The following is a 22,241-nucleotide window of genomic DNA, read 5'->3' as shown; positions in this document are numbered from 1 at the left end:
TTATTAATTTTTAAAGGTGCAAATTTACGAGTTTTAGTGAGATACATCATTTAATAAAACGATAAGTATGAGTAATTTTGAATAATTCTGAAAATTAATCATGAAAGATTTTAAATATATATCTGCTGAAGAAGCTGTAAATACGGTCAACAGTGGAGAAAGAGTGTTTATTCATGGGAGCGCGGCGACACCTCTTTACCTTCTAAATGCATTGCTGAGAAGAGCAGGGGAAATCCAAAATGTGGAACTGGTTTCTATCAGCATGTTTGGAGATCTAGACTGGAAACAACCGGGTGTGACGAATAGTTTTAAGTTAAATTCTTTGTTTGTTTCTGCGAATATACGTGAATGGGCAAATAGTTCTTATGGTGGATATGTACCGATATTTTTGAGTGAAATTCCTTTGTTGTTTACCAATGGATATTTTCCGTTGGATGTGGCAATCGTTCAAGTTTCTCCACCGGATAATCACGGTTACTGCAGTTTGGGAACTTCTGTAGATGCGGCTTGGACGGCGGTAAGAACTGCTAAAAAAGTAATTGCGCAGGTGAATCCAAAAATGCCGAGGACGTTGGGAGATTCTCCGATTCATGCGTCTAAATTTTCTGCGATGGTTTGGCACGATGCGGAACTTCCTTCGGTGGATTATGGCAGTAAAATAAATGATGTCATCACTAAAATTGGAGAAAATGTTGCAGGATTAATTGAAGATGGTTCGACTTTGCAGGCGGGAATCGGTGCGATTCCGGATGCGGTTTTGAACTGTTTGGGGAATCACAGGGATTTGGGAATCCATACGGAAATGTTTTCGGATGGGGTGGTTCCGTTGGTTGAAACCGGGGTCATTAATAATGAAAAGAAAAAAATACTTCGTGGGAAAACGGTAACGTCTTTTGTTGCGGGAACGAGAAAGGTTTATGATTTTGTGCATGACAATCCGAGTTTGTCTTTTATGAATGTTTCGTTTGCGAATGATGCAACGGTCATCCGTCAAAATCCAAAAGTGGTTGCTATAAACAGTGCTTTGGAAGTAGATTTAACGGGACAGATTTGTGCAGATTCGATTGGAACTTATCAATATTCGGGCATCGGTGGTCAAATGGATTTTATGCGCGGTGCGGCACTTTCGGAGGGAGGAAAACCAATTATTGCACTTCCTTCTGTTACGAATAAAGGTGTTTCGAGAATTACTCCATTACTGAAACAAGGTGCAGGGGTCGTAACTACAAGAGGCCCCGCACACTACATCGTTACTGAGTATGGCATCGTGAACTTATATGGTAAAAATCTGGAGCAACGCAGTAAAATGCTGATCAGCATCGCGCATCCTGAACACAGGGAGGAATTGGAGAAAGCGCATTTTGATAGGTTTGGGTAAGTCCTTTCTCTAATCATTCTAAGAATTCAAAGTGAAAGGACTTTTGAAAAGTTTAGAGAGTAATCTCCTTTTTAATCAAAGAGATTGTTATTTACAAGTTTTGCACCTTTGAGTTCTGCCATGTGTTTGAGGGCTTTGTAGTATTTGGGTGTCAGGTCGCTGCTGATGTATAATTTTATGTATGAATTTTCTCCATTGTACATGGAATTTGAAACAATTGTTATCGTATAATTGCCATCTGCTTTGATGTCTTTTATGGTATCCCAATTTATTTTGGTAAAAGCTCCGTTGTTTCCATAAGCATGCAGCATTTCTGAATCAATGCTCAATTTACCTTCATAATAAGAAACGGTTATGGTTTCTATGTTTCTAATTTCGGCTTTTTTGGTATTGAGCCATTCCAGAGTTTCTGATTCGGATTGTGCGAATGTAGTTGCGAATCCTAAAAAGATGATGATGAGAGTGATTGGTAATTTCATAATTATTAAATTTAAATTTATCTGCTTGTTAATGGGGCAAGTATAGTTGAGAGTTGATCTAATTTAAATGCCTTGGATAATGTAACTCCAAAAAATGGCCTTGGATTAATTGCTGTATTCATGATCTCTGTTTGCAGAGTTATACCTGTTTTATTTTCTGTTATCCAAGCTCTTCCAGAGAAAAAAACATCACTTTTTCTTTCCGTCATTTGTTGATTTGAAATTAAAAAATTGCTTGGGTAGAAGTATGATGAATAGCCAACTGATGAATTTATCCGAAAACTAAAGTCTTTGGTTTCATATACTAAAAATAATCCAACACCTCCAAAATTGAATACATATTCATTTTGAACCCTTTTGGATATATTATCCATTATTATTATACCGGGAATATGAGTATTAACAACTAAAGAATCTAATTCACTTGGATTTTTAAACTCTGTTGTAATACTAGATTTTCTCCATATAAATTCCAACGATGGTGCGTAATACAAATTTAAATTGTGATTAGAGGATTTGATTATTCTAAAAAGTGGGCTAAGGTGAACACCTATATTATCTGATACTCTTGAAATTATCATTTTATTTTGAGAAGTATATTTTATATGGCTTGAATCACTAATAGGTTTGAGCTTGTACGTCCTTCGTGTATTTCCTGTAGAATCTATATCACTCATAGTTCTATTTCCATATAAGCTAAAATAAAACCCTACCTTATTCTTATTTTTTATCGGAGGGAGAAATATGTTAGTAGCAAAAAATAGATTCTTTGCTTTAGTTTTCCCTTCTACCATGTCAAAATTAGTTCCTACATATGACAGTATTTTGTAATCATTTGTCCCTTCATATTTTGTTTGGTGAGACTTGACAATAATTACTATGTCTTTATTGTCACCTAGATTTTTGTCTCCTACATCTGTTATACCCTTTTTTGTTTTTAGTTTCAGAACTATCACTCTATCTCTATCGTTAATTGTATCTTTTTTCAGCAATATATTAATTACCTTATCTTTAGATAATTCTTTAAAATCATATTTTGTGTCATAAATTATATAATCACTTGCGGGTAAATTGGTGTTTAATGGGTCTATTTCGATTTCCAATGTATGCTCATTCCAATCTTGAGCATCTATAATTTTTATTTTTAGTGGTATATTTATATAAATATCTTTTGAATCCTTTTCTACTTTAATTGTATCCTTTTGGAAGCTTACACTGAATATACTTTTTTCAGATACCGTCTGCCCCAAAACTCCTACAAAGGAAAGCAGAAGGAGTAATAGTAGTTTTGTTTTCATGTTAATTAAGTTTTAGCGTTTTTCATTGGTGTAGCTAAATGAATTTATGTGGTGTATAGCAAAGCCTTCCTGTTTGTATTTACCTATAATTCTTGTTCGCTCTCCGTCAACTGTTTCATAATCATCGCTAAAAGGCGGAAATCCAGTGACGTTTCTATTGTAATTAAAATATTTTTCAACTACCGTTTTAAATTTCGCGTTCCATTGTAAGTCTAAACTTGTATTGCTGGCATCAAAATAAGTGTCGCTGCCTACAATGCCATTTACAATATCGGATACATACAATATTTTAGTATCGTAATTGTATGCATAGCAAAATGCATAAACGGTTTTAGTTTGCTTATTTTGTGCATTTACAGTTAATGAAAAAAATAGAAGCAATGTGATAATGGATAATGTTTTCATGATTTTGAGATATTAATATTATACCCCAAAATTAGAATCAGTGAAGATGCCAATCAATTCCACTTTTGTGGAATAAATCAGTGTGGAATTGGAAACGAAAACTGAAGATGAAGTCCATTTACACGGGGGATGAATTCAAATTTACCTGAGATATTTCTCATTCGGATTTTCATATTGCTGAATCCGTTTCCGTATTGCAAATCCGCGGGAAGTCCTTTTCCATTGTCTTTTATATCAATTGAAAATGATGTTTCGAGCTGATGAAATTCAATAGTGATTTGATTTGCTTGTGCATGTTTGTAGATATTGTTCAGTGCTTCTTTTACACAGAGCAAAAGGTTTCTTCGGATTTCAGATGAAATATTTTTTTCAGGATTAATTTCAGAATAAATGCAATTGAGTTGAATGTTGGTTTTTCGGAAAAAATTTTCGGCATAGTTACAAAGATACTGCACGAAATTACCCAAATTGTCATTTTCGACATTCAGGCTCCAAAGCATTTCCCGCATGGAAAGGTTCATGCTTTCTGCTGTTTGAAGAAGTTCGTGCATGTCTTGCTGGGTTTCTTCTTCTGAGACTTTTTGTTTGAGGAATTCTACCTGAAGTTTAAGCGCAGAGATGCCGGCGCCGAGCTCATCGTGCATATCGTGAGAGATGCGCTCTCGCTCTTTTTGTATGGCTTGCTGGCGTTTCAGTTCCTCGTGTAATAAGGAGTTTTGATATTCCGCTTCCCGAAGTTGTTTTTCTTTGAGGAAAAGGAGTTGTTTTCGGTTGTAAGTCATCACCACGAAAATGATGAAACCTACAAATAGCAGCATGATTGCAATGACAATGATATATGTAAGTTTTATTTCGTAGGGCAACTCATTCATGTTGTTGGAGTGAGTATTATTTTTTCATATTTCAGCAAAGCGATGTAAAACATACCATACATAATAATGTTTACAATATACATAACCATTCTCAAAAATTCGTGAAACTCTTCATCAATATTGCTTAACAAAAACATTGGAACTATCCTAAAAATAGAAAAAACACTCCACAATAATAATCCAGTTGAAATCCAAAATGATGGATCTTCGGTTATCTTTTGCGTATCATTAGAATTAATTTTTTGATAAAACCATAATAATGTATTTAATATAGAGAAAAGAGTTGCTGCAATAACAATTCTATAATCAAATATAAATCCTGATACTTTTGTGAAAATCACTAAATATGAAACCGTGAAAACGAATGTGTATGTTGATATTATTTTCAATATTTTTGTCAATATCCTTTGATAAAAGATAAAAAAGAATAAAATACATGTACACACATAAATGTTATATAACATTCCTACATTTATATCAGGATTTATGTAATAAATTATAAGAGAAGTAAACTCTACAACTGCAGAAATTAATAAATAGAAAAAAAGATAATTCTGTTTCTTAACAGGATATTTATGGTTTAAAATCCATGATTTTAAAAATACCAATAGCAATACTAAACTGTAGAGTACGCTCAGAATCATGTTATGGTCGAATATGTCCTAAATCATAATAGCCAATATTCGATAAAGTAGGATGAACTCTATCGGTATCATTTATTAATACTTGTAAACCTAATCTATTTTGTCCATTCTGTATCGTGCACATTAATTCAAAAATTAAATCATGTTCAAATCCTGCAAATTTTTTCAAATCTTCCACCTCATAAGTGATGTATTCTGTAAGAGAAGTATTGGGCTTAGATGCCTGTAAACCAATGCCTGAGAGAAATTGAGATCGCAAGGTGGTAAACTGAGGTGAAGTATTATCAAATTGATTGACATTTCCGTTTTGGAGAAAATATGCATTTTCATTTGAACCTAAATTTATTGAAGTATTGAATTCAGGTAGGTTGGAAAACCTAAATACGACACCTAATTTATTAGCCCCTATGCTTACTTCATTTATAAAAAAGATATGCATGTAAAGTGTATCATTATCACTTATCATCTTATTCATCTGAGCTTTTTTCACATAGAAATTATATGAAAAATCATTGCCAAAATATTGTTGAAGAGCAATTTTATTATTTAAAGCTTGCTGAAATGTGATTGGTTTTACCAGGATTTTTTTTGAGAAAGAATCTGAGGATTTGATTTTCTCACAAGGAATTTCATCTATCAGTTTCTTTATGTAAATTTTAACTTGCTCACAATGCAGATCGTTTAATTCTTGATTTTCCATAAATTCAAAATTTTAATTGTTATTTAATTTATTAATAGCTTCCGTTTTGTTGCATACATGAAGTTTTCGGTAAATGCTTCCAGCCTGTTTTTTGATGGTGTCGATGCTTACATTTTTCTGATCTGCGATTTCTTTGTAGAGCATTCCGCGGGAAAGCATTTCGAGTACTTCATTTTCGGTTTTGGTCAGTTCTTCCAGATAAGGTTTTTTTCTATCTTCCTGCCTGAAAAACTGCAAAACACGGTTAGCAATCCCAAAACTCATCGGTGCTCCGCCTGAATGGCATTCTTTGATTGATGCGATGATTTTTTGCAAACTTTCTCCCTTAGCCAGATAACCAGAAGCGCCTGCTTTGAGAGCATCAAAAATGTGCTTGTCATCTTCAAAACTGGTACACATGATGAATTGTGTTTTTTCCATTATCGGTTTTAGTTCCGAAACGAGCTCGATTCCCGTTTTATCCGGAAGTTTAATGTCTATCAAAACGATATCGGGAGAAATTCCGACCAGATTGCGCAATGTTTCATACCCATTATAAAACTGTCCCACACAAGACAGTGCAGAGTCATAATCGATGATTTTTTTCAGTGCATTATTATAATGCCTGTCATCTTCTACAATAGCGATGGATATAGTAGTAAACATTTTTCAAATTTCAGTAGAGTTTATGTAGAAATCCATTCCACATTTGTGGTAAAGATGCCTGAGCTAAATTTAACAAATTAAATCATTTAAATGTTAAATTTTATTTGAATAAATTTTTAAGTATTTGCTCTTCTGATGTAAAGATAAGCAGTCAAAATCCCAAAAGTAATGTTGGGCATCCAAGCCGCAATGAACGGAGAAACATATCCTTGCGTGGAATAAGTCAATGAAATCTGGTTGAAGAAAATATAAACAAATGCCAGAAAAATTCCGACTGCGAGGTTGACTCCGATTCCCCCTCTCCGTTTTTTGGAGGAAAGAGAAAGTGCCAAAACCGTCAAAATGAAAGTGGAAAATGGCAAGCTGTTTCGCTGTTGTAATTCATTCATGTATGCATTTACACTTGCAGAACCTTTAAATTTTTGTCTTTGGATGAATTGGTTCAATTCAATAGAATTCATGGTCTCGGCGACGTAACCTTCGGGTAAAATTTCATCAGGTGTTGCTTTGAACTTCCGTTTGAGAGTGGTTTCATATGAGAGGCTGTCTTTGAAATTTGAAAGTACTTTTCGTGTGTAAACATTTCGCAAAACATAAACCGAATCTTTTTCATCCCAGTTGAAAGAGGAAGCCATGATTTGTTCTTTTAACTGTTCTTTTTCAAACTGTTGAAAGATAAAACTTGCACCTCTTTTTTCTACCCTGTCATAATTTTGAGCAAAAATATATTCGTCCGAAGAAATCTGTGAGGAAATGGATTGCCGCTCATAATATTCACCTTTTTTTGTATTGCTCAAAAGGTATTCGTACTGGTATTTATTCTTTTTGATATTTGCCCAAGGCAAAGCAAAATTATTGACAAACAAAGCCACCAAAGCAATTCCTCCGGCAACGATGAGATAAGGTTTTGTGATTCTGTGGAAACTGATTCCGCCCGCTTGTGCAGCGACAATTTCCGTTTGCATCGTCAATCGCGATGTGAAATAAATCACTGAAATAAATACCGCAACCGGCAAAAATGTATTCACCAGCCAAACTGCCCAAAACGGATAGAACATGGTCAGTGCTTCCATCGGTGTTGAACCGTTGTCTTCTATCCTTCCCAATTTCTGACTCAAATCAATTACCACAGCGATTGCCGATAATATAATCACCATGAAAAAGAAGGTGCTTACGAAGTTTTTGACGATATATTTATCGAATATTTTCAATTATAATCTCTGTCTAAGTTTTGGAACAACTTGGTTTTTCCATTGTGTAAAATCACCGTCTAAGATATGCTTTCTGGCAGTTCGTACCAAATCCAAATAAAATGCTAAGTTATGAACTGAAGCGATTTGTTTTCCTAAATATTCATCAGAAATAAACAAATGGCGCACATAAGCTTTGGAATATTCGCTGTCCACATAGCTTGTCCCCAATTCATCCAAAGGTGTGAAATCATCTTTCCATTTGGCATTTTTCATGTTCATCACACCATTCCAAGTAAACAACATTCCGTTTCTTGCATTTCTGGTTGGCATCACACAATCAAACTGATCGATGCCCAGTGCGATACATTCCAAAATGTTCCACGGTGTACCCACACCCATCAAATATCTTGGTTTTTCTTTGGGTAAAATTTCTGTGACTAAATCGGTGATTTCATACATCACATCTTCCGGTTCACCCACGCTGAGCCCGCCGATGGCATTTCCTTCTGCACCAAAATTGGCGATATATTCTGCCGATTCTTTTCTTAAATCATGAAATGAATTTCCCTGCACAATCGGATAAAGGGTTTGTTCATATCCGTACAAAGACGGATTTTCATTGAGCCAGGTTTTACAACGCTCTAACCAGCGGTGTGTTACATTCATGGCTCGTTTCGCATCTTTGTATTGGGCAGGAATTCCAGTCAATTCGTCAAATGCCATGATGATGTCAGCACCTATATTTCTTTGAATTTCCATCGAGTATTCAGGAGAAAACATGTGGTAGGAACCATCGATGTGAGATTTAAATCTGACACCTTCTTCCGAAACTTTTCTTCGGTCAGAAAGCGAATACACCTGAAATCCTCCACTATCTGTCAAAATCGGCAAATCCCAATTCATAAATTTGTGCAATCCACCTGCCTTATTCAAAATTTCAATTCCGGGACGGAGATACAAATGATAAGTATTTCCAAGAATGATTTGCGCTTTTATATCATCTCTCAATTCTCGCTGGTGTACTGATTTCACACTTGCTACTGTCCCAACAGGCATAAAAATAGGCGTTTGTATCTTGCCATGCGCAGTTGTGATTTCTCCTGCCCTTGCTTTCGAATGGGTATCCGATTGTTCTATCTGAAAATTCATCGGCGCAAAGATAACTTACTTCTGTAAATCTCAATATCCTAAAATAAGGTTAAAATATTCACAGAAACTCCGAATTAATCGTAGTTAAAATTATTTTTGTTGAAATTCACTCAAAAATGGATCTAAAAAGGTTTGAATGGCTCATCGATGAAGCTGTAAAATTCACCATCAGTATAGGCGTCGCGTTGCTTATTTTGGCAGTCGGCTTCTGGCTTTCTTCCAAAATCAAAAACATCATCCGAAACAGGATGATTAAAAGAAACCTCGATGCATCTATTCGAGAATTCATACTTCCAATCATTAGCATTTTGCTGAAATTGATGGTTGTTCTTTCTGCCATCAATGCGGTAGGGATTCAAATTACATCTTTTGCGGCAATCCTTGCAGGTTTGGCTGCAGGTATAGGTTTGTCGCTTCAGGGAAGTTTGTCAAATTTTGCAGGAGGGCTTTTAATAATTATTTTTAAACCTTTCAAAGTCGGTGATGTAATTGAAGTTTTGGGTAATGCCGGAACGGTAGAATCCATCAGCATTCTTTATACAACCATCGTTACCGACAAACAACAAGTCGTTACACTCCCAAATTCCAGCGCACTTAACAATCCGGTGATTAATTATTCCATAAAAGATACAAGACGAATTGACATCAATCTTGCTTTTTCCCACAGTGAAGACATAGAAAAAGCACAATCTGTTTTAAAGCAATTATTAGAAAATGAACCTTTGGTTCTGAAATCAAATCCTATTTCTGTTGAAATTACTGATTTTACCAATGACCGTGTAAACCTCGCTGCGCGCGCATTTGTGAAACGCCAAGACTATGGTACTGCTTTGTTTAAATTAAATAAAGAAACCAAACAAATTTTGGACACAAATGAAATTGCCATCGCGCCGTCACACGCCGATATAAGAATTATTAATGAAAATAAGGAAAAATGATGATGCGCAGTTTGGTTATTATTTGTTTTATTTTCTCCGGAATTTTAAATGCGCAATCTGATTGGGTCAGAAACCATTTGGAATCCAATTTTTACAAAACTCAATTTGTAGGATTTTACCTTCAAGACGCCGAAACTGGAAAAGAATTGGAAAATTACAATGGTGAAAAATTATTTACGCCCGCATCCAATATCAAAATTCTTTCTCTTTACAGCGCGATGAAAACTTTGAAAGATTCTATTCCTGCATTGCGATACGAACGGAAAGATGGAAATTTATTCATCCAAGGATTGGGCGATCCAACCTTCTTACATCCAGAATTTAAATCAGTAACAAGAGTGATGGATTTTCTCAAAAAAGAACCTGGAAAAATTTTCCTGAGATGGGGAAAATATGAAGGCACGCGTATGGGATTGGGTTGGTCTTGGGAAGATTACGAAAAATATTATTCTGCCGAGCGCAGCGAACTTCCGCTGTACGGAAACATGGCGACTATCAAAAAGGGCAAAGGAAAACCATCCGCTTTTCCGGCAACTTTAGCAGATTCGGTGGAATACGAAGAGAGCCTTTTCAGCCGAGATTTTTATGACAATAAATTCAAAGTCGGTTCCCGAAATGGTGCATCGACCAAAGTTCCTTTTGTTGTAAAAGACGAATTGATCCGTCAAATGTTGGCAGATGCAGTTGGAAAAGAGGTGGAATTGACAGACAAAGATTTGTCTAAAAACGCCAAGACTTTATTCAGCTTGCCATCAGACTTGGTTTATAAACGCATGATGGAAGTGAGCGATAATTTCTTGGCTGAACAGATTTTACTGATGGTTTCGGCGCAAGTCACGAGTTCACTAAGTTCAGAAAAAGCAATTCAGCACATCACCTCCAAATACTTGAAGGGAATGCCGCAAGAAGCTGTTTGGGTCGATGGTTCAGGACTTTCCAGATACAATTTATTTTCGCCAAAGGATATGGTTTTTGTTTTGGATAAATTGTACAAAGAATTTCCAACGCAAAGACTTTACAACATATTTGCAATCGGCGGCAGAACCGGAACTTTAAAAGGAAATTATGGTGGAAGCACTCCTTACATTTATGCAAAATCGGGTACGCTTTCCAATAATTACTGCTTGAGCGGTTACCTCATCACAAAATCCGGAAAAACTTTGATTTTCAGCGTCATGAACAACCATTTCCAAAAAGAAAACTGGCAGGTAAGACAGGAAACCCAGAAGTTGTTGGAGCACGTGAGAGATAATTATTAGGCCTTATTGTAGAACGTCTCGGTTTGTCGTTATTGAGATTTATTTTTGAATATAATTTTTAAAAATAAAAACAATGACTAGTAAATTTGAACAAATTCCCGCAGACCCTGACACCCAGATTTTATTATCTTCTAAAATGAAATTTGGGGAAATTGACTGCCTTTTCCAAGCTTGGGTTTGGGATTCTATACAAGGAAATTCGTTGATTTTTCATGCAAAAGACATAGGAAATCAAACCGATGATGAATTGAAAAACTGGATTACTTCCGAATCTGAAATTGTCCAGAGCAAATCAACTATGAATGTTTCCAGAAATCCCTACAAACATGATTTTGTGTTTGTAAATTTTGATTTTAAAGCGATGGATTAATTTAATCAAAAATCATAATTCTACCGCCTCTTCCCGGACGTTTGTCAGATTTTCCTCCAAATTTATCCAGTTTGAATCCAAGCGAAAACATTACATAACGCTGCAAAACATCGTTCTGAACATCGGAAATATAAGTATCTGAAACGGTTCTTCTGTCACCAGTATTTTGATTTAAAACATCATAAACTTTTACTTTGAAAGTCAATTGATCTTTCCAGAAATTGTACGCCAAACTCGTATTCCACAAAAAGAAATCTTTTTTGAATCCGTCTGCAATGTTGGAATTGTAAGTGTATCCGAAATCGTTTCCGAAAACAAAATTTTTGGGCCAATAATTCGTAGTTGTCAGTTTGATATTGTGCACGATATTAGTCGATTCTTCGATGCGGTAATTTTCATATTGATTGAACTGATAACGCAAATTATAACTCGGATTGATGGTCAGAATATTACCTAAATCCCAATTGAAATTAATACGAGGCGTGATGCTGTAATTTTTTGAAATGAATTCTTCTCCATCCACAAAACCTTTGTTATTGGAATGATTAATATTAATTCCACCTCCGACTCTGAATTTATTTTGGTCTTTTGTAAATGATTTATTGAAATTAATTCCACCCCAGAGATTGTAATTTCCTTTCACGTTTCTATAAGTGGAAGTGGTGGCAAAATTCTCATCAATGATACGGTAGTTCGTAATGCCGACTTCCTGGAAATTTCCTCCAAAATGAATGTTGTAACCCGTTTTAGACTGAAAGTTGAAATTGTTCCAACCTGCATAAATAGAGTGCGTTTTGGTTGGCTCCAAATCAGGATTCCCGATGTAAGTATTGAGTGGATTTGCTAAATTTTCTATTGGTAAAAGCTGCTGCGCCGATGGGAGATTTACTTCATAATTATAATTCGCATAAATGGACGATCCTTTTCCCATTCTATAATTCCCGTTGACAGAGAACGTAGGCAAAGCATAATTTTGTTTGAGGTAATAATTCTCAGACATATAATTTCCGCTATTTTTCTGCGTCAAAAATTCCACTCCTCCACTGAAGGACGCATTGAATTTTTTCTTTCTAATTTTATAGGTCGCAAATGGATTTACACTGTTGAAATCCGAGGACAATTCAAAACTTAAAAGTTCATTTTCGTTTACATAATCTCCAAAAACTTCGTCATAATCAAAAGTGTAGGTGTTGTCTCTCAGATTTCTTATGGTATAATCCACACCTATCGCCAAATTTGCTGAATCCAGAATTGGCAACTCATATTCGAAATTAAACTCAAATTCATCTTGTCGGTTGCGGTCTTGCGTATATTGATTTCGTATGTCGTCTGCGTCTCCAGACTGATAAAAATAAGTGTTTGAAACGTTAATCCCATCTCCTTTGTCGCGGCTGTTGTTATTTGAAAATCCGAGGCTTATCTGAGTTTTGTTTTTAAAGGATTTGAAGAAATTGATATTGTTTGAAAAAGTTTGTTTCGTTTGTTCATTGTTGGATGTCCCAGTGGATTCGTTCAATAATTCGCCCAATTCATTGACAGAAAAATTTCTGAAATCATTGAAAGATTTTGTTTTGTTGTACGCATAACCCGGCTCAAACCAAATGCTGCTTGTAGAGTCAATTTTCACTTCAAAATTCGTAGTGAAATTGTGATTGGAAGATTGATCTCTGCTCGTAGAAACGGATTCCGTGGTATAGGTATTGTTCGGCAATAAATTCTGTTGAATTGTTCTGTTGTTATTTTTGGTATCAGAATCGGTATAGAAATAACTTCCGTTGACATCAATATCTTTAGCCCAGGTATCTGAATAATTAATTCCGCCAATGTTGGACTGTGTGATTCCGTTTCCGCTTCCACCAAAATTAATTCCATTAATCCCAAAAGAACCATTGTCACTCATCATAATGCTTCGGTTTCTTCCACCCGACATATTGTCGAAAATATCATTCATCGAAAATCCCACCGAATTGATATTGTTCGAAGAGCCCAAAACGCTCAGCTTTGTATTTCCTTTGAAATAATTCATCATCAAGCTCGATTCGTAACGCTCATCTGTCCCGTATCCGGCAAGTGCTTTGAGCATGAAGCCTTTGTTTTTGTCTTCGTCTATCGTGAGATTAATACTCGAATTATTTCCGCTGGCTTTGTCACCTGCAAGTTCTTCTTTTTTGGTTTTGGTATCGGTTACCTGCACTTTGTTGATGATATTGGCAGGAAGGTTTTGTAAAGCGATTTTCCCATCTTTGTCAAAAAACGGTTTTCCGTTTACTAAAATTTGGTTTACTTCTTTTCCGTTGACGGTAATTTTTCCGTCTTCATCAATATCAACACCGGGTAATTGTTTCAAAAGTGTTTCCACATTGGCATCCGGACGAACTTTGAAAGAAGAAGCATTAAATTCCAAAGTATCGGTTTTGATTCGAATCGGGGGCGCACCGGTTATAATTGCCTCGTTTAAATTGATTGCAGTGGACAAACTGACTTCTCCTAATTCTTTATTTTCTGTAAGCGATGAAAATTCTGTAAAATAATCTCCGTTCAAATCATCTGAAATACGAAAAAAAACCGGTTCGTTGATTTTCTTTATTTCCAGTTTAAATTTTCCTTCTTTGTCTGTAATCGTGTAATCAATTACGGTAGAATCTTTTTTCTGAGAAAGATAAACTGTGGCTGCTTCTACTGGAAATTTCAGTTCGTCGAGTGCTGTACCGGAAATGGTTACTGTGTTTTGTGCCTGAGCTTTGAATAATAAAATTAAAAATAAAATGAAGAATAAATTGAATCTGGTAATTATTTTCATGTTTCAAGTTTGTATTGCAATTTAATAATCTGTCTTCCCGTAAATAATTTATACAAAAATAGAGTAATAAAACAGCATCAAAAATGTTTTTGATATTGTTTCTGGATTTATATCTATTTCTTTCTAATTTATTTTATGCAGTAAATAACAAAACTTATAACAGGAAATTTTATTGCATTATTAGTTCCGAACGAAACTCTCATCCATAAAAAAACCGCCGACTTGTACAGCCGGCGGTTTTTGATGTTATTTGATTTATAATTAATCAATCTTGATATTATCGATGTGTAGGTTATAAGCCGTACCAGATCCTGCTTTTAAAGCAAGTAAATCTCCGGTAGTATTTAAAGTTAAACCAGTGATGTTTAGTGTAACTAATCTCCATTGGTCATTTGTATTAACGGTGCCTATGTATTGGTTATTTTCTTGAGGTGATAGGGTCAAGTTTTCAGCGCCAAGATCGCCTATGTTATAGAAAACACGTCCGCTAGTTGTATCTAAATTAAATGACAATGATTTAGCAGAAGAACCTTTTATCCACATTGTAATTTTTGTAGCATTGGCTGGAATAGTAGATGCATCAGCTCGAACTGTGAATACATATGGATTTGTTGATCCGGTAGTACCATTCAAATAGAATGAGTTTGACCCATCGCGACCGGTTCCAGGACTTTGAACAGCTAAACCTGTGGTTAATCCAAAAGAATTAAGTGATCCTAAGAAGTTAGTCCAGTTTTCAAAATCTGCTCCATTGAATAAGAAATTTGCAGCCTCTTGGTCGTTACCTTCTCCACCGCCACCGTTTCCATCACCGAAACGAGGATTGTTAAATTGAACATCGTTTTCATCACGGATGTATAGTTGAACTGTACTATTGTATTTGCTCATAACAACAGTAATACTTCCACTTCCTTCAGGTACGATTTGGTCGGCAAAATCAGAGTAACCGCTGTTTCTTAAAATAACTGTAGAACCACTTTCATCTTCAAGTAATTTATCTTCAGTTACATTTGGAGCTGCAAATGGTAAATTTAACATTTCATCTGTAAACTGAACATTATTTATTTTAATTAAAGTATTCAATTTACCTGAAGTTTTTGCCTCAGTTATTGTTTCAAAAACAACTGGTTCTATTGTAACTAAATCGCCACAAGATCTTTTTACATGATTTTTAAAGATGCTAGATCTCATACGACCTACTCTGGTTTGGTCTCCCTGAACATAAGTTTCACCTACTTTGTAAACACCTCTGTCGAATCCTGCATAAATGTTTTTAAGGTTGATTTTAATTTTCGAACCAATAGGGAAGTAATTTGCCAAGTTGTATTCGTCAATTTCTACTTGAACACCAATAGTTGGATTGGTTGGACTGTCTTGAATTGAAATCGTTTTGAAGAAGTTTCCAGGATTGTCATCGGAAATAACATAGCCTTCGATGATTGTTTCTTCCGAAAAACTTACAATTCCATCACTGTCTGCATCTACCATAGCTACCAATTCATGAAGTGTCAAGCTGGTTTCCCAAATATCACTACAAGCAATATCAGTAGGTGGTATCGCGTATTCGTCATCTTGTACACAAGATTGTACCAATCCTAATCCTAAAAGGATAAAGAAAAGATTTCTAAATTTTTTGATTGTATTCATTTTATTGTCGTGTTATAAAATTAAAATTAAGGTTTAAAAGCGGAAATAAACGTTTAAGAAGTAAGAGATTCCCTGATCGTACCACATTCTTGGAGCAAATCGTCTTTGCGATTGTTCCTGCTGAGCTTCTACATAATTACCCACTCTCATTTGTTCAAAACCAGAGGTTACGTAATTTTTGTTGTTCAATACATTGTTTACAGTTAAACTGATTCCCATATTGTATTGTCCGAAACGGAAAGATTTACCTGCGTTTACGTTTAGCATGAACTCGTCTGTAAATTTATTTTGTTTCAACAACGTTCTCAAAGTTTCTTCATTTACGTTTGGAAATAGAAATCCTGGATTTGTAGGGTCAGAAATAAAACCTTGGGTTCTTTTGTACATAGCAATATCCATGTAGTTTTGAGCCAAATAGTTTCCTGTAACACCTAACCACCAATATTGTGGAGCACGGTATTCTAATCCTAATGAATATCCTTGCTGTGGACCAACTGCTATTTTATAGTCTTCCAGGTAAGCTTTTCCATAATTTTTACGTCCTCCGAAATCCAATAATGCATCACTGTCAGAAAATTGGTAATAGTCTGGGCTGTTTTCGTAAGTAAATTGTCCGATAGAAGCCACTGCTGATAAAGTTAAAGTCGTTGTTAACTGAGCCTCTAAAGCAACTTCTGCACCAATATGAAGTTTATCAACACCAGCTAATACTTCTGAAGTAAATACATTTGCATCTCCTGCCGTACCACTTGTTACGTCAATATACCCAAAGCTTCTTTCGTACTCGTCCATGAATTTGGTGTAGAAAGCGGTAGCTCTACCTTTGATTCTTGGCGCACGTAAGATATAGCTTAAGTCTCCGGAAAGTACTTTCGTGTTTTCTAATTTATCAACTGTGAAGTCGTTGGTTCTCGCATTTGGAAAAACTTCGTCAGCTGTTGGTGCAAATGTTGCATATTCTCCGTTTAATTGAATGAAATTTCTTCCGTCTAATTTATATAAGAATTGTGTTTTTGCACCGAAATTGTAAAAATCGTACGTCTCACTCTTTCCTTTTGAATTATTCAAATACAATTCATTTCTGTATTTACCATCACGATACATACTTGTATAAGATGCCCTTGCTCCAAATGTAATGTCTAGTTTATCTAATTTAACTACACTTTGAAAGAATATGTCAGCAATTTGGTGGTTTAATTCGTAATTGTATTGGTATTTATCACCTTCCCCGACTTTTCTATCTCTGCTTTCGTCAACATTATAATAATTTCCCTGAAAAGCATTGTGGTTAACATAATGGTTTGCACCCAATAGGTCTAAAACTTCTTTGTAATACTCAGACTGCGTGTTTTGATAGCTTGCAACGGCAATAAAATCTATGTTGCTTGCTATTTTCCCTTTGAGGTTTGTATAAAAACTCATTGTTTTATCTTCAATCACATCAGCTGCCAAAACGTAAGCGGCGCCTTCTCCAACTTCATTACGAGTATAGTTTTGTAAATAAATATTATCCCAGTCAATCTGATATCTTTTTGGATCATTCGCCCAAGCGTTATATGTATTTTGAATTTCTTCAGGATTCAAAGTCTCTTCAGTTTCCCAATAACTTGGCATATTTTTATAATAAGTTGGCGTTGGGTTTTTCGCATCATACCAATCCAAACGACTTCTGCTATCTTTACCAAACATATAAGAAGCGGTTGTAGTCAATTTGGTGTTTTTGTTGATGTTCCAGTGATGTGTCATCATAAGAACCGGCTCGTGGAACTCACGGATTCTTTCACTTCTTTTTTCACCATCTTGCCATCCCCAGTAAGAGTTATAATCATTTCCTCTTAAATCATAGGCTTCTTGTGTATTTGGGCTGTTGGTAGAGCGTCTTGTCGGCGCTCCGAAACCAGTAAAGTTGATGGTATGTTTGTCGTTAATTTTCTTTTCAACTCCCAAGAAATAACCCCAAGAATCATAGAAAGTTCCCTCCACACGACCTTCTTCAGCCCAGCGGCGGGAGAAAGACCCCATGAATCCCCATCCGTTTTCCATCAAACCTGTATTGTAGGTTGCCAAAACTCTTTGGTTGTAAGATCTGTTGGTAAATGAATAAGCCAAGCTGGTTCCTTTTCTCATTTGAGATGGTCTTGTGTCGAAATAAGTTACACCTCCGATGTCTCCAAAAGCATAATCAGAAGGTTCGATACCTAAAGTCTGCTCAGCCGGACGGCGTGTCACATCATTCAACCCACCCCAGTTTCCGAAGTTTACACGGTCATTGGTTGTTTTGTTCATTCGGACACCATTGAAAAATACTTCGTTGTATTTGTTATCGTATCCTCTTACTTTGAACCAATAAGCACCCAATTCAAACGCCGCTGTACTTGCAAAAACGTCTTGAGAAGATTGGAGCAGACCTACTGCAGATTGGGAAGAAGATTCGTCTCCGTCCAAATCATCCACGGTCAAAGTAACCAAACCTACATTTACACTGGTTGGGTTAAATTTGACAGCAACATTTCCTAAATCAACGTTTTTCTGATCGCTTACGGTTAGGTTTTTTTCCAAAGTTTCGTACCCTACTCCGGAAATACGGATAGTGTAGGCTCCTTCAGCAACGTCCACAAATTGAAAATAACCGATTCTGTCAGTTTTGACTTCCTCGCCGGTTTCAACTAGTAAGACCTTCAGGTCATAAATCTCTTTTTCGGTTGTAGCATCTTTGACAATCCCCGAAATTCGCGTTTGGCCCATAAGTGTAATTCCCATCAAAATGAGAAAGGCCATACTTAACAATAATTTATTCATTAAAAAGTATTTTTATCTTTAATTTTGCGAACTCAAAAACAGATAAGTCCTCAAAATTTATGAGGGCACAAATGTAACAAAATATATGATGTATAAAATTATTAAATCTTTAACAAAGTTAACAGTTTTGGTAACATTGTTTTCAACGCCGCTGACAGCTCAGCAAAAATACCAATCAGCTACTATTGGTTTTTATAATCTTGAAAATCTGTTTGATACGGAAGCTTCGGTAGGATATATTGATGGTACATTAGAATATACAAACCCAAATTACCATGTTTCCATTGCGGCCGATCAAGTATCAAAATATGATACGGTTTCGTTCAAAGAGAGATACACTTATGAAAATATTCAGGGGAAAAAAATCATCCGCCCTTTGATTTTACAGGACGAATATTCTGCTACCGGAAAAAAGGTTTGGACAGAGGCTCGTTATAATCAAAAACTTAAGAATTTGGCTCATGTAATTTCTCAATTAGGAAAAGATCAAACACAGTCTGCTCCAGTGATTGTAGGTCTGTGCGAGATAGAAAACAGAAAAGTTGTTGAAGATTTAATAAATCAACCAACGTTAAAACCATATAATTATGGTATAGCGCATTTCAATTCTTTCGATGCGAGAGGTGTTGATGTTGCATTGATTTACCAAAAAGACAGATTTAGAGTTACAGAGACAAAACCTCATGTAATTGAAATCTTCAATGATGATGGCAATCGTACTTATACACGTGACATTTTACAAGTAACTGGATTATTGGACGGAGAAGAAATTACGTTTTTAGTGAACCACTGGCCTTCAAGAAGCGGTGGAGAAAAGGCAAGTATGCCTAAACGTGCAAAAGCTGCTGAAGTAATGAAAGGAATCTTTGATGACATCAGAGCAAAAAATCCCAATGCGAAAATCATGGCAATGGGAGATTTCAATGACGATCCGGTAAGTCCAAGCATCAAAAAAATTATGGGCGCAAAAGGTGACAAAGACAAAGTCAAAGACAGCGACATTTATAACATTATGGAACCGATGTATAAAAAAGGAATGGGAACTTTGGCGTACAGAGATTCTTGGAATTTATTTGACCAAATCCTTACAACCGGAAACATGGTTGAAACCAAAAAAGAATATAAATCCTACAAAATTTATAAATCCGATATATTCTCTCCCGCTTATACGGTAACTCCGGAAGGTCAGTACAAAGGATACCCTTTCAGAATGTACGGTGGAGATACCTACTACGCAAACGGTTACAGTGACCACTTTGCAGTTTACACTGTTTTGCTAAGAGAGGCTAAATAATAATTTAGATAATGAAACAAAAAAACGCTCAGATTATAATATCTGGGCGTTTTTTTATTGTATTTAATTTCAATTATTTCTTCTTCAAAAGCGGAACTGTGCTGCAAGCTTCCCCAAACATCAAAGTCTGAATGTGTGGTTGGATTTTTTCTATTAACTGAATGTAAGCCGCATCTGGAACGGGTTTTTTGCTACAACCTTTTACGATTATTTTTTTGTTTTCGTAAGGGGTTAAATCCAGATTGGAAATGATATCCTGATAAAGCGAAGTTTCCAAATCGACCAGATTTCCTTTTACAATTTTCTTCGCAACCGGCTGTAAATATGTCGCCACCAGCAAAAATGCCCAGGAAGGAATTATCGCATCCGTCGAGCAATCCATCGCCACATAAGCATCTTTATATTGTTCCCAATCGTGGTGTTTTAATTGTTCACGGAAATCTTTTTCTCGCAAAATTAATTCTTCATATAAAAAATCCTTCAGGTCAAACACCATTCGTTTCCCTTCCGGATAAAAATCTTCTAGATCAATCGTTACCAAAGGACTCTTGGCAACCTTATTTATAATTTCTTCCATCACAAATCTCTATCTTTGTTTTCTTTTGTAAAATTACAAAATTAAACCTGAATAAATTTCACTCAAAATTCAAGACCGTTTTAAATTTAATGAACCAAAACCCTACATATCATTTCAAATTCACTAAAAAGATTTGCTTCCTTATTATCTTATTGTTAATTCCATTTTTCGGATTAACACAAACACAACAGGAATGTGAAAAAATTATTCAAAATGGAATTGAAAAAATGTTCAACAAAGAACATGCACAATCTTTGGAACTTTTGGTTAAAGCCAAAACAATGGCTGAAGCCAATGGCTGGAACAAAGAATCTTTCCGTGCAACTAACAATATCGGCGCCAATTATTACCTCATGCTCGATTACGGTGAAGCACTGAAATACTACCTCGAAGCTTACGAAATCGCAACCGAAATGTCCGATAACAGTCAGGTAATGACGGTTTTAAACAACATCGCGATTCTCTATTTTCAAGAAGGAAATAACCAAAAAGCATATGATTATTTCCTCAAAGCCTACAACATCGCCAAAGAAAATAAATTGGAGGAAAAGAAAGGTTTGTATGCTACTAATTTAGGTTTGGTATTGAATAAATTGAAGAAAACGGATGAAGCTTCGGTTTATATAAATGAAGCAATTTCTTTGGTGAAAAATGATTCCAATAATTCATTAATGGTTAAAATGGCATTGGCAGAAAACCGTATGCTCAAAGGTTTCAATGATGAAGCAGAGAAAACTGCACTTTCCATCTTACCTGAATTAAAAGGAGAAGAACAAATTGAAAATAAAATTTTCACGCTTTTGGTCTTGGCACAAATTCATGAAAAGAAAAATGATTATCCCAAAGCAGAAAATTATGCATTTCAGGCAAGAAATCTGGCGCATACTTTTCAGGATAAGGTAGATACGTATGAATATTTGTCACAAATTTTGGCAAAATCGCAGAAGTATGAACCTTCCCTTTTGTACAAAGATTCAGTCATCATGATGAAAGATTCTTTGAATTCAGCAAAAAACACAAAACTTTTTGAAAATGGTAAAATTAAATTCGAAATTCAGAATTACCAATATGAATTAGAACAAACACAACGCAGACTGGAATACGAGCGGAAATTCTTCTACACGATTATCGCTGCAGGTTTGCTGGTTATGATTTTGGTAATTTGGATTTTTAGAAACAATGCTGTTAAACATAAACAACAGGAAAAAATTGCTGAACTTGAATTAAATAAAGAAAGAACTGACAATTTAATCCGGGAAAAACAATTGCGTGAAAAAGAAGCTTTGGCATTGTTGGAACAGGAAAGATTGAGAAATGAACTGGAATTAAAAAACCGGAAACTAACAGCCAAAGAAGTGCATCAATCAAGCAGAAATGAATTGATTGAAGACGTAATCAAATTACTTTCGCAGCAACCGGAAGTTTCACGCAACGAAAATTTATCCAAATACACCCGTGAACTCAAAAATCATTTGAAACAAGATACACAATGGGAAAGTTTTTTCAAACATTTTGAGGAAAGTAACCAAGGTTACATCGACCGATTGAAAACCAAACATCCGGATTTGATTGCATCGGAAGTTCGATTCATTATTTATGTTTACATGAATTTGAGTAACAAGGAAATTTCTTCATTGCTCAATATCACACCGCAATCTTGCCGCAAAAGAAAAGAACGCATCTCCAAAAAACTACAGATTCAGGAAGGAATGACTTTATATTCTTATCTGTCAACAATTTAAGTTAATTCGTCACTTCTTGTCTTTTGTGTATGTCACAAAATGTCGCATGTAT

At 35.5% G+C, this 22,241-nt stretch carries 19 protein-coding genes; 6 read left to right on the top strand and 13 right to left on the bottom strand.

Going from position 1 to position 22,241, the window contains the following annotated elements; all coding sequences use genetic code 11:
- Positions 1-100: 100 nt before the first annotated feature.
- A complete protein-coding gene (locus B8977_RS00780; protein ID WP_084015374.1) occupies positions 101-1,378 on the top strand; it encodes an acetyl-CoA hydrolase/transferase family protein in 1,278 nt (425 codons plus the stop codon).
- Positions 1,379-1,449: 71 nt separating this feature from the next.
- On the opposite strand, the gene B8977_RS00775 is transcribed toward B8977_RS00780, so the two are convergent.
- The 9 genes from B8977_RS00775 to tgt form a co-directional block, all read right to left on the bottom strand.
- Positions 1,450-1,857: a hypothetical protein gene (locus tag B8977_RS00775; protein ID WP_084015373.1), complete on the bottom strand. Its 408-nt coding sequence runs from the start codon at positions 1,855-1,857 to the stop codon at positions 1,450-1,452.
- Between the two features lie 17 nt (positions 1,858-1,874).
- On the bottom strand, positions 1,875-3,155 hold the full coding sequence (locus tag B8977_RS00770) for a hypothetical protein (RefSeq protein WP_084015372.1): 1,281 nt from the start codon (positions 3,153-3,155) through the stop codon (positions 1,875-1,877).
- A 12-nt stretch (positions 3,156-3,167) separates the two neighbouring features.
- Entirely contained in the window at positions 3,168-3,560 is a 393-nt protein-coding gene (locus B8977_RS00765; RefSeq protein ID WP_084015371.1) for a hypothetical protein, read from the bottom strand.
- Between the two features lie 77 nt (positions 3,561-3,637).
- Complete coding sequence (locus B8977_RS00760; RefSeq protein ID WP_084015370.1) at positions 3,638-4,432, bottom strand: sensor histidine kinase; 795 nt, start codon at positions 4,430-4,432, stop codon at positions 3,638-3,640.
- On the bottom strand, positions 4,429-4,821 hold the full coding sequence (locus B8977_RS14970) for a hypothetical protein (protein WP_143736260.1): 393 nt from the start codon (positions 4,819-4,821) through the stop codon (positions 4,429-4,431). Before B8977_RS14970 ends, B8977_RS00760 begins: the two co-directional genes overlap by 4 nt.
- Positions 4,822-5,077: 256 nt before the next feature.
- Positions 5,078-5,776, bottom strand: a complete 699-nt coding sequence (locus B8977_RS00750; RefSeq protein WP_084015368.1) for a hypothetical protein — start codon at positions 5,774-5,776, stop codon at positions 5,078-5,080.
- Between the two features lie 12 nt (positions 5,777-5,788).
- Positions 5,789-6,421: a response regulator transcription factor gene (locus B8977_RS00745; protein WP_084015367.1), complete on the bottom strand. Its 633-nt coding sequence runs from the start codon at positions 6,419-6,421 to the stop codon at positions 5,789-5,791.
- Positions 6,422-6,537: 116 nt separating this feature from the next.
- Entirely contained in the window at positions 6,538-7,632 is a 1,095-nt protein-coding gene (locus B8977_RS00740) for an LptF/LptG family permease (RefSeq protein ID WP_084015366.1), read from the bottom strand.
- Complete coding sequence (tgt, locus tag B8977_RS00735) at positions 7,633-8,763, bottom strand: tRNA guanosine(34) transglycosylase Tgt (RefSeq protein ID WP_084015365.1); 1,131 nt, start codon at positions 8,761-8,763, stop codon at positions 7,633-7,635.
- Positions 8,764-8,879: 116 nt separating this feature from the next.
- Between tgt and B8977_RS00730 the strand changes: the two genes are divergently transcribed.
- The 3 genes from B8977_RS00730 (at position 8,880) to B8977_RS00720 (ending at position 11,330) form a co-directional block, all read left to right on the top strand.
- On the top strand, positions 8,880-9,701 hold the full coding sequence (locus tag B8977_RS00730; protein WP_084015364.1) for a mechanosensitive ion channel family protein: 822 nt from the start codon (positions 8,880-8,882) through the stop codon (positions 9,699-9,701).
- A complete protein-coding gene (locus B8977_RS00725; protein ID WP_084015363.1) occupies positions 9,698-10,960 on the top strand; it encodes a D-alanyl-D-alanine carboxypeptidase/D-alanyl-D-alanine-endopeptidase in 1,263 nt (420 codons plus the stop codon). The genes B8977_RS00730 and B8977_RS00725 overlap by 4 nt, the downstream gene beginning before the upstream one ends.
- Positions 10,961-11,033: 73 nt before the next feature.
- The gene (locus tag B8977_RS00720) at positions 11,034-11,330 is read left to right on the top strand and encodes a hypothetical protein (RefSeq protein ID WP_084015362.1); all 297 of its coding nucleotides are present in this window, start codon (positions 11,034-11,036) and stop codon (positions 11,328-11,330) included.
- Between the two features lies 1 nt (position 11,331).
- On the opposite strand, the gene B8977_RS00715 is transcribed toward B8977_RS00720, so the two are convergent.
- From B8977_RS00715 to B8977_RS00705, 3 genes are all read right to left on the bottom strand, one after another.
- Entirely contained in the window at positions 11,332-14,130 is a 2,799-nt protein-coding gene (locus B8977_RS00715) for an outer membrane beta-barrel protein (protein ID WP_084015361.1), read from the bottom strand.
- A 261-nt stretch (positions 14,131-14,391) separates the two neighbouring features.
- The gene (locus tag B8977_RS00710) at positions 14,392-15,777 is read right to left on the bottom strand and encodes a DUF5689 domain-containing protein (RefSeq protein ID WP_084015360.1); all 1,386 of its coding nucleotides are present in this window, start codon (positions 15,775-15,777) and stop codon (positions 14,392-14,394) included.
- A 33-nt stretch (positions 15,778-15,810) separates the two neighbouring features.
- Entirely contained in the window at positions 15,811-18,576 is a 2,766-nt protein-coding gene (locus tag B8977_RS00705; protein ID WP_084015359.1) for a carboxypeptidase-like regulatory domain-containing protein, read from the bottom strand.
- Positions 18,577-18,661: 85 nt separating this feature from the next.
- On the opposite strand from B8977_RS00705, the gene B8977_RS00700 reads away from it, so the two are divergent.
- Positions 18,662-19,870 carry an endonuclease/exonuclease/phosphatase family protein gene (locus tag B8977_RS00700; RefSeq protein WP_245828374.1) on the top strand — a complete coding sequence of 403 codons (1,209 nt, stop codon included), beginning with the start codon at positions 18,662-18,664 and terminating at the stop codon, positions 19,868-19,870.
- Positions 19,871-19,943: 73 nt separating this feature from the next.
- Here B8977_RS00700 and B8977_RS00695 read toward each other — a convergent pair whose 3' ends face one another.
- Positions 19,944-20,447, bottom strand: a complete 504-nt coding sequence (locus B8977_RS00695) for a DUF2480 family protein (RefSeq protein WP_185116591.1) — start codon at positions 20,445-20,447, stop codon at positions 19,944-19,946.
- Positions 20,448-20,674: 227 nt separating this feature from the next.
- On the opposite strand from B8977_RS00695, the gene B8977_RS00690 reads away from it, so the two are divergent.
- Positions 20,675-22,189: a tetratricopeptide repeat protein gene (locus B8977_RS00690; RefSeq protein ID WP_159447432.1), complete on the top strand. Its 1,515-nt coding sequence runs from the start codon at positions 20,675-20,677 to the stop codon at positions 22,187-22,189.
- The last annotated feature ends 52 nt before the right edge of the window (positions 22,190-22,241 follow it).

Origin of the sequence: Moheibacter sediminis (genome assembly GCF_900176425.1) — a bacterium.
GTDB lineage: Bacteria > Bacteroidota > Bacteroidia > Flavobacteriales > Weeksellaceae > Moheibacter > Moheibacter sediminis.
The sequence above is the reverse complement of the archived record's forward strand: the minus strand, read 5'-3'. Positions and strand labels throughout refer to the sequence as shown.

Coding starts and splice junctions, on each gene's coding strand:
- B8977_RS00780 (WP_084015374.1), top strand. CDS start 101: ATGAAAGATTTTAAATATATATCTGCTGAAGAAGCTGTAAATACGGTC.
- B8977_RS00775 (WP_084015373.1), bottom strand. CDS start 1,857: ATGAAATTACCAATCACTCTCATCATCATCTTTTTAGGATTCGCAACT.
- B8977_RS00770 (WP_084015372.1), bottom strand. CDS start 3,155: ATGAAAACAAAACTACTATTACTCCTTCTGCTTTCCTTTGTAGGAGTT.
- B8977_RS00765 (WP_084015371.1), bottom strand. CDS start 3,560: ATGAAAACATTATCCATTATCACATTGCTTCTATTTTTTTCATTAACT.
- B8977_RS00760 (WP_084015370.1), bottom strand. CDS start 4,432: ATGAATGAGTTGCCCTACGAAATAAAACTTACATATATCATTGTCATT.
- B8977_RS00750 (WP_084015368.1), bottom strand. CDS start 5,776: ATGGAAAATCAAGAATTAAACGATCTGCATTGTGAGCAAGTTAAAATT.
- B8977_RS00745 (WP_084015367.1), bottom strand. CDS start 6,421: ATGTTTACTACTATATCCATCGCTATTGTAGAAGATGACAGGCATTAT.
- tgt (WP_084015365.1), bottom strand. CDS start 8,763: ATGAATTTTCAGATAGAACAATCGGATACCCATTCGAAAGCAAGGGCA.
- B8977_RS00730 (WP_084015364.1), top strand. CDS start 8,880: ATGGATCTAAAAAGGTTTGAATGGCTCATCGATGAAGCTGTAAAATTC.
- B8977_RS00725 (WP_084015363.1), top strand. CDS start 9,698: ATGATGATGCGCAGTTTGGTTATTATTTGTTTTATTTTCTCCGGAATT.
- B8977_RS00720 (WP_084015362.1), top strand. CDS start 11,034: ATGACTAGTAAATTTGAACAAATTCCCGCAGACCCTGACACCCAGATT.
- B8977_RS00715 (WP_084015361.1), bottom strand. CDS start 14,130: ATGAAAATAATTACCAGATTCAATTTATTCTTCATTTTATTTTTAATT.
- B8977_RS00710 (WP_084015360.1), bottom strand. CDS start 15,777: ATGAATACAATCAAAAAATTTAGAAATCTTTTCTTTATCCTTTTAGGA.
- B8977_RS00705 (WP_084015359.1), bottom strand. CDS start 18,576: ATGAATAAATTATTGTTAAGTATGGCCTTTCTCATTTTGATGGGAATT.
- B8977_RS00700 (WP_245828374.1), top strand. CDS start 18,662: ATGATGTATAAAATTATTAAATCTTTAACAAAGTTAACAGTTTTGGTA.
- B8977_RS00695 (WP_185116591.1), bottom strand. CDS start 20,447: ATGGAAGAAATTATAAATAAGGTTGCCAAGAGTCCTTTGGTAACGATT.
- B8977_RS00690 (WP_159447432.1), top strand. CDS start 20,675: ATGTTCAACAAAGAACATGCACAATCTTTGGAACTTTTGGTTAAAGCC.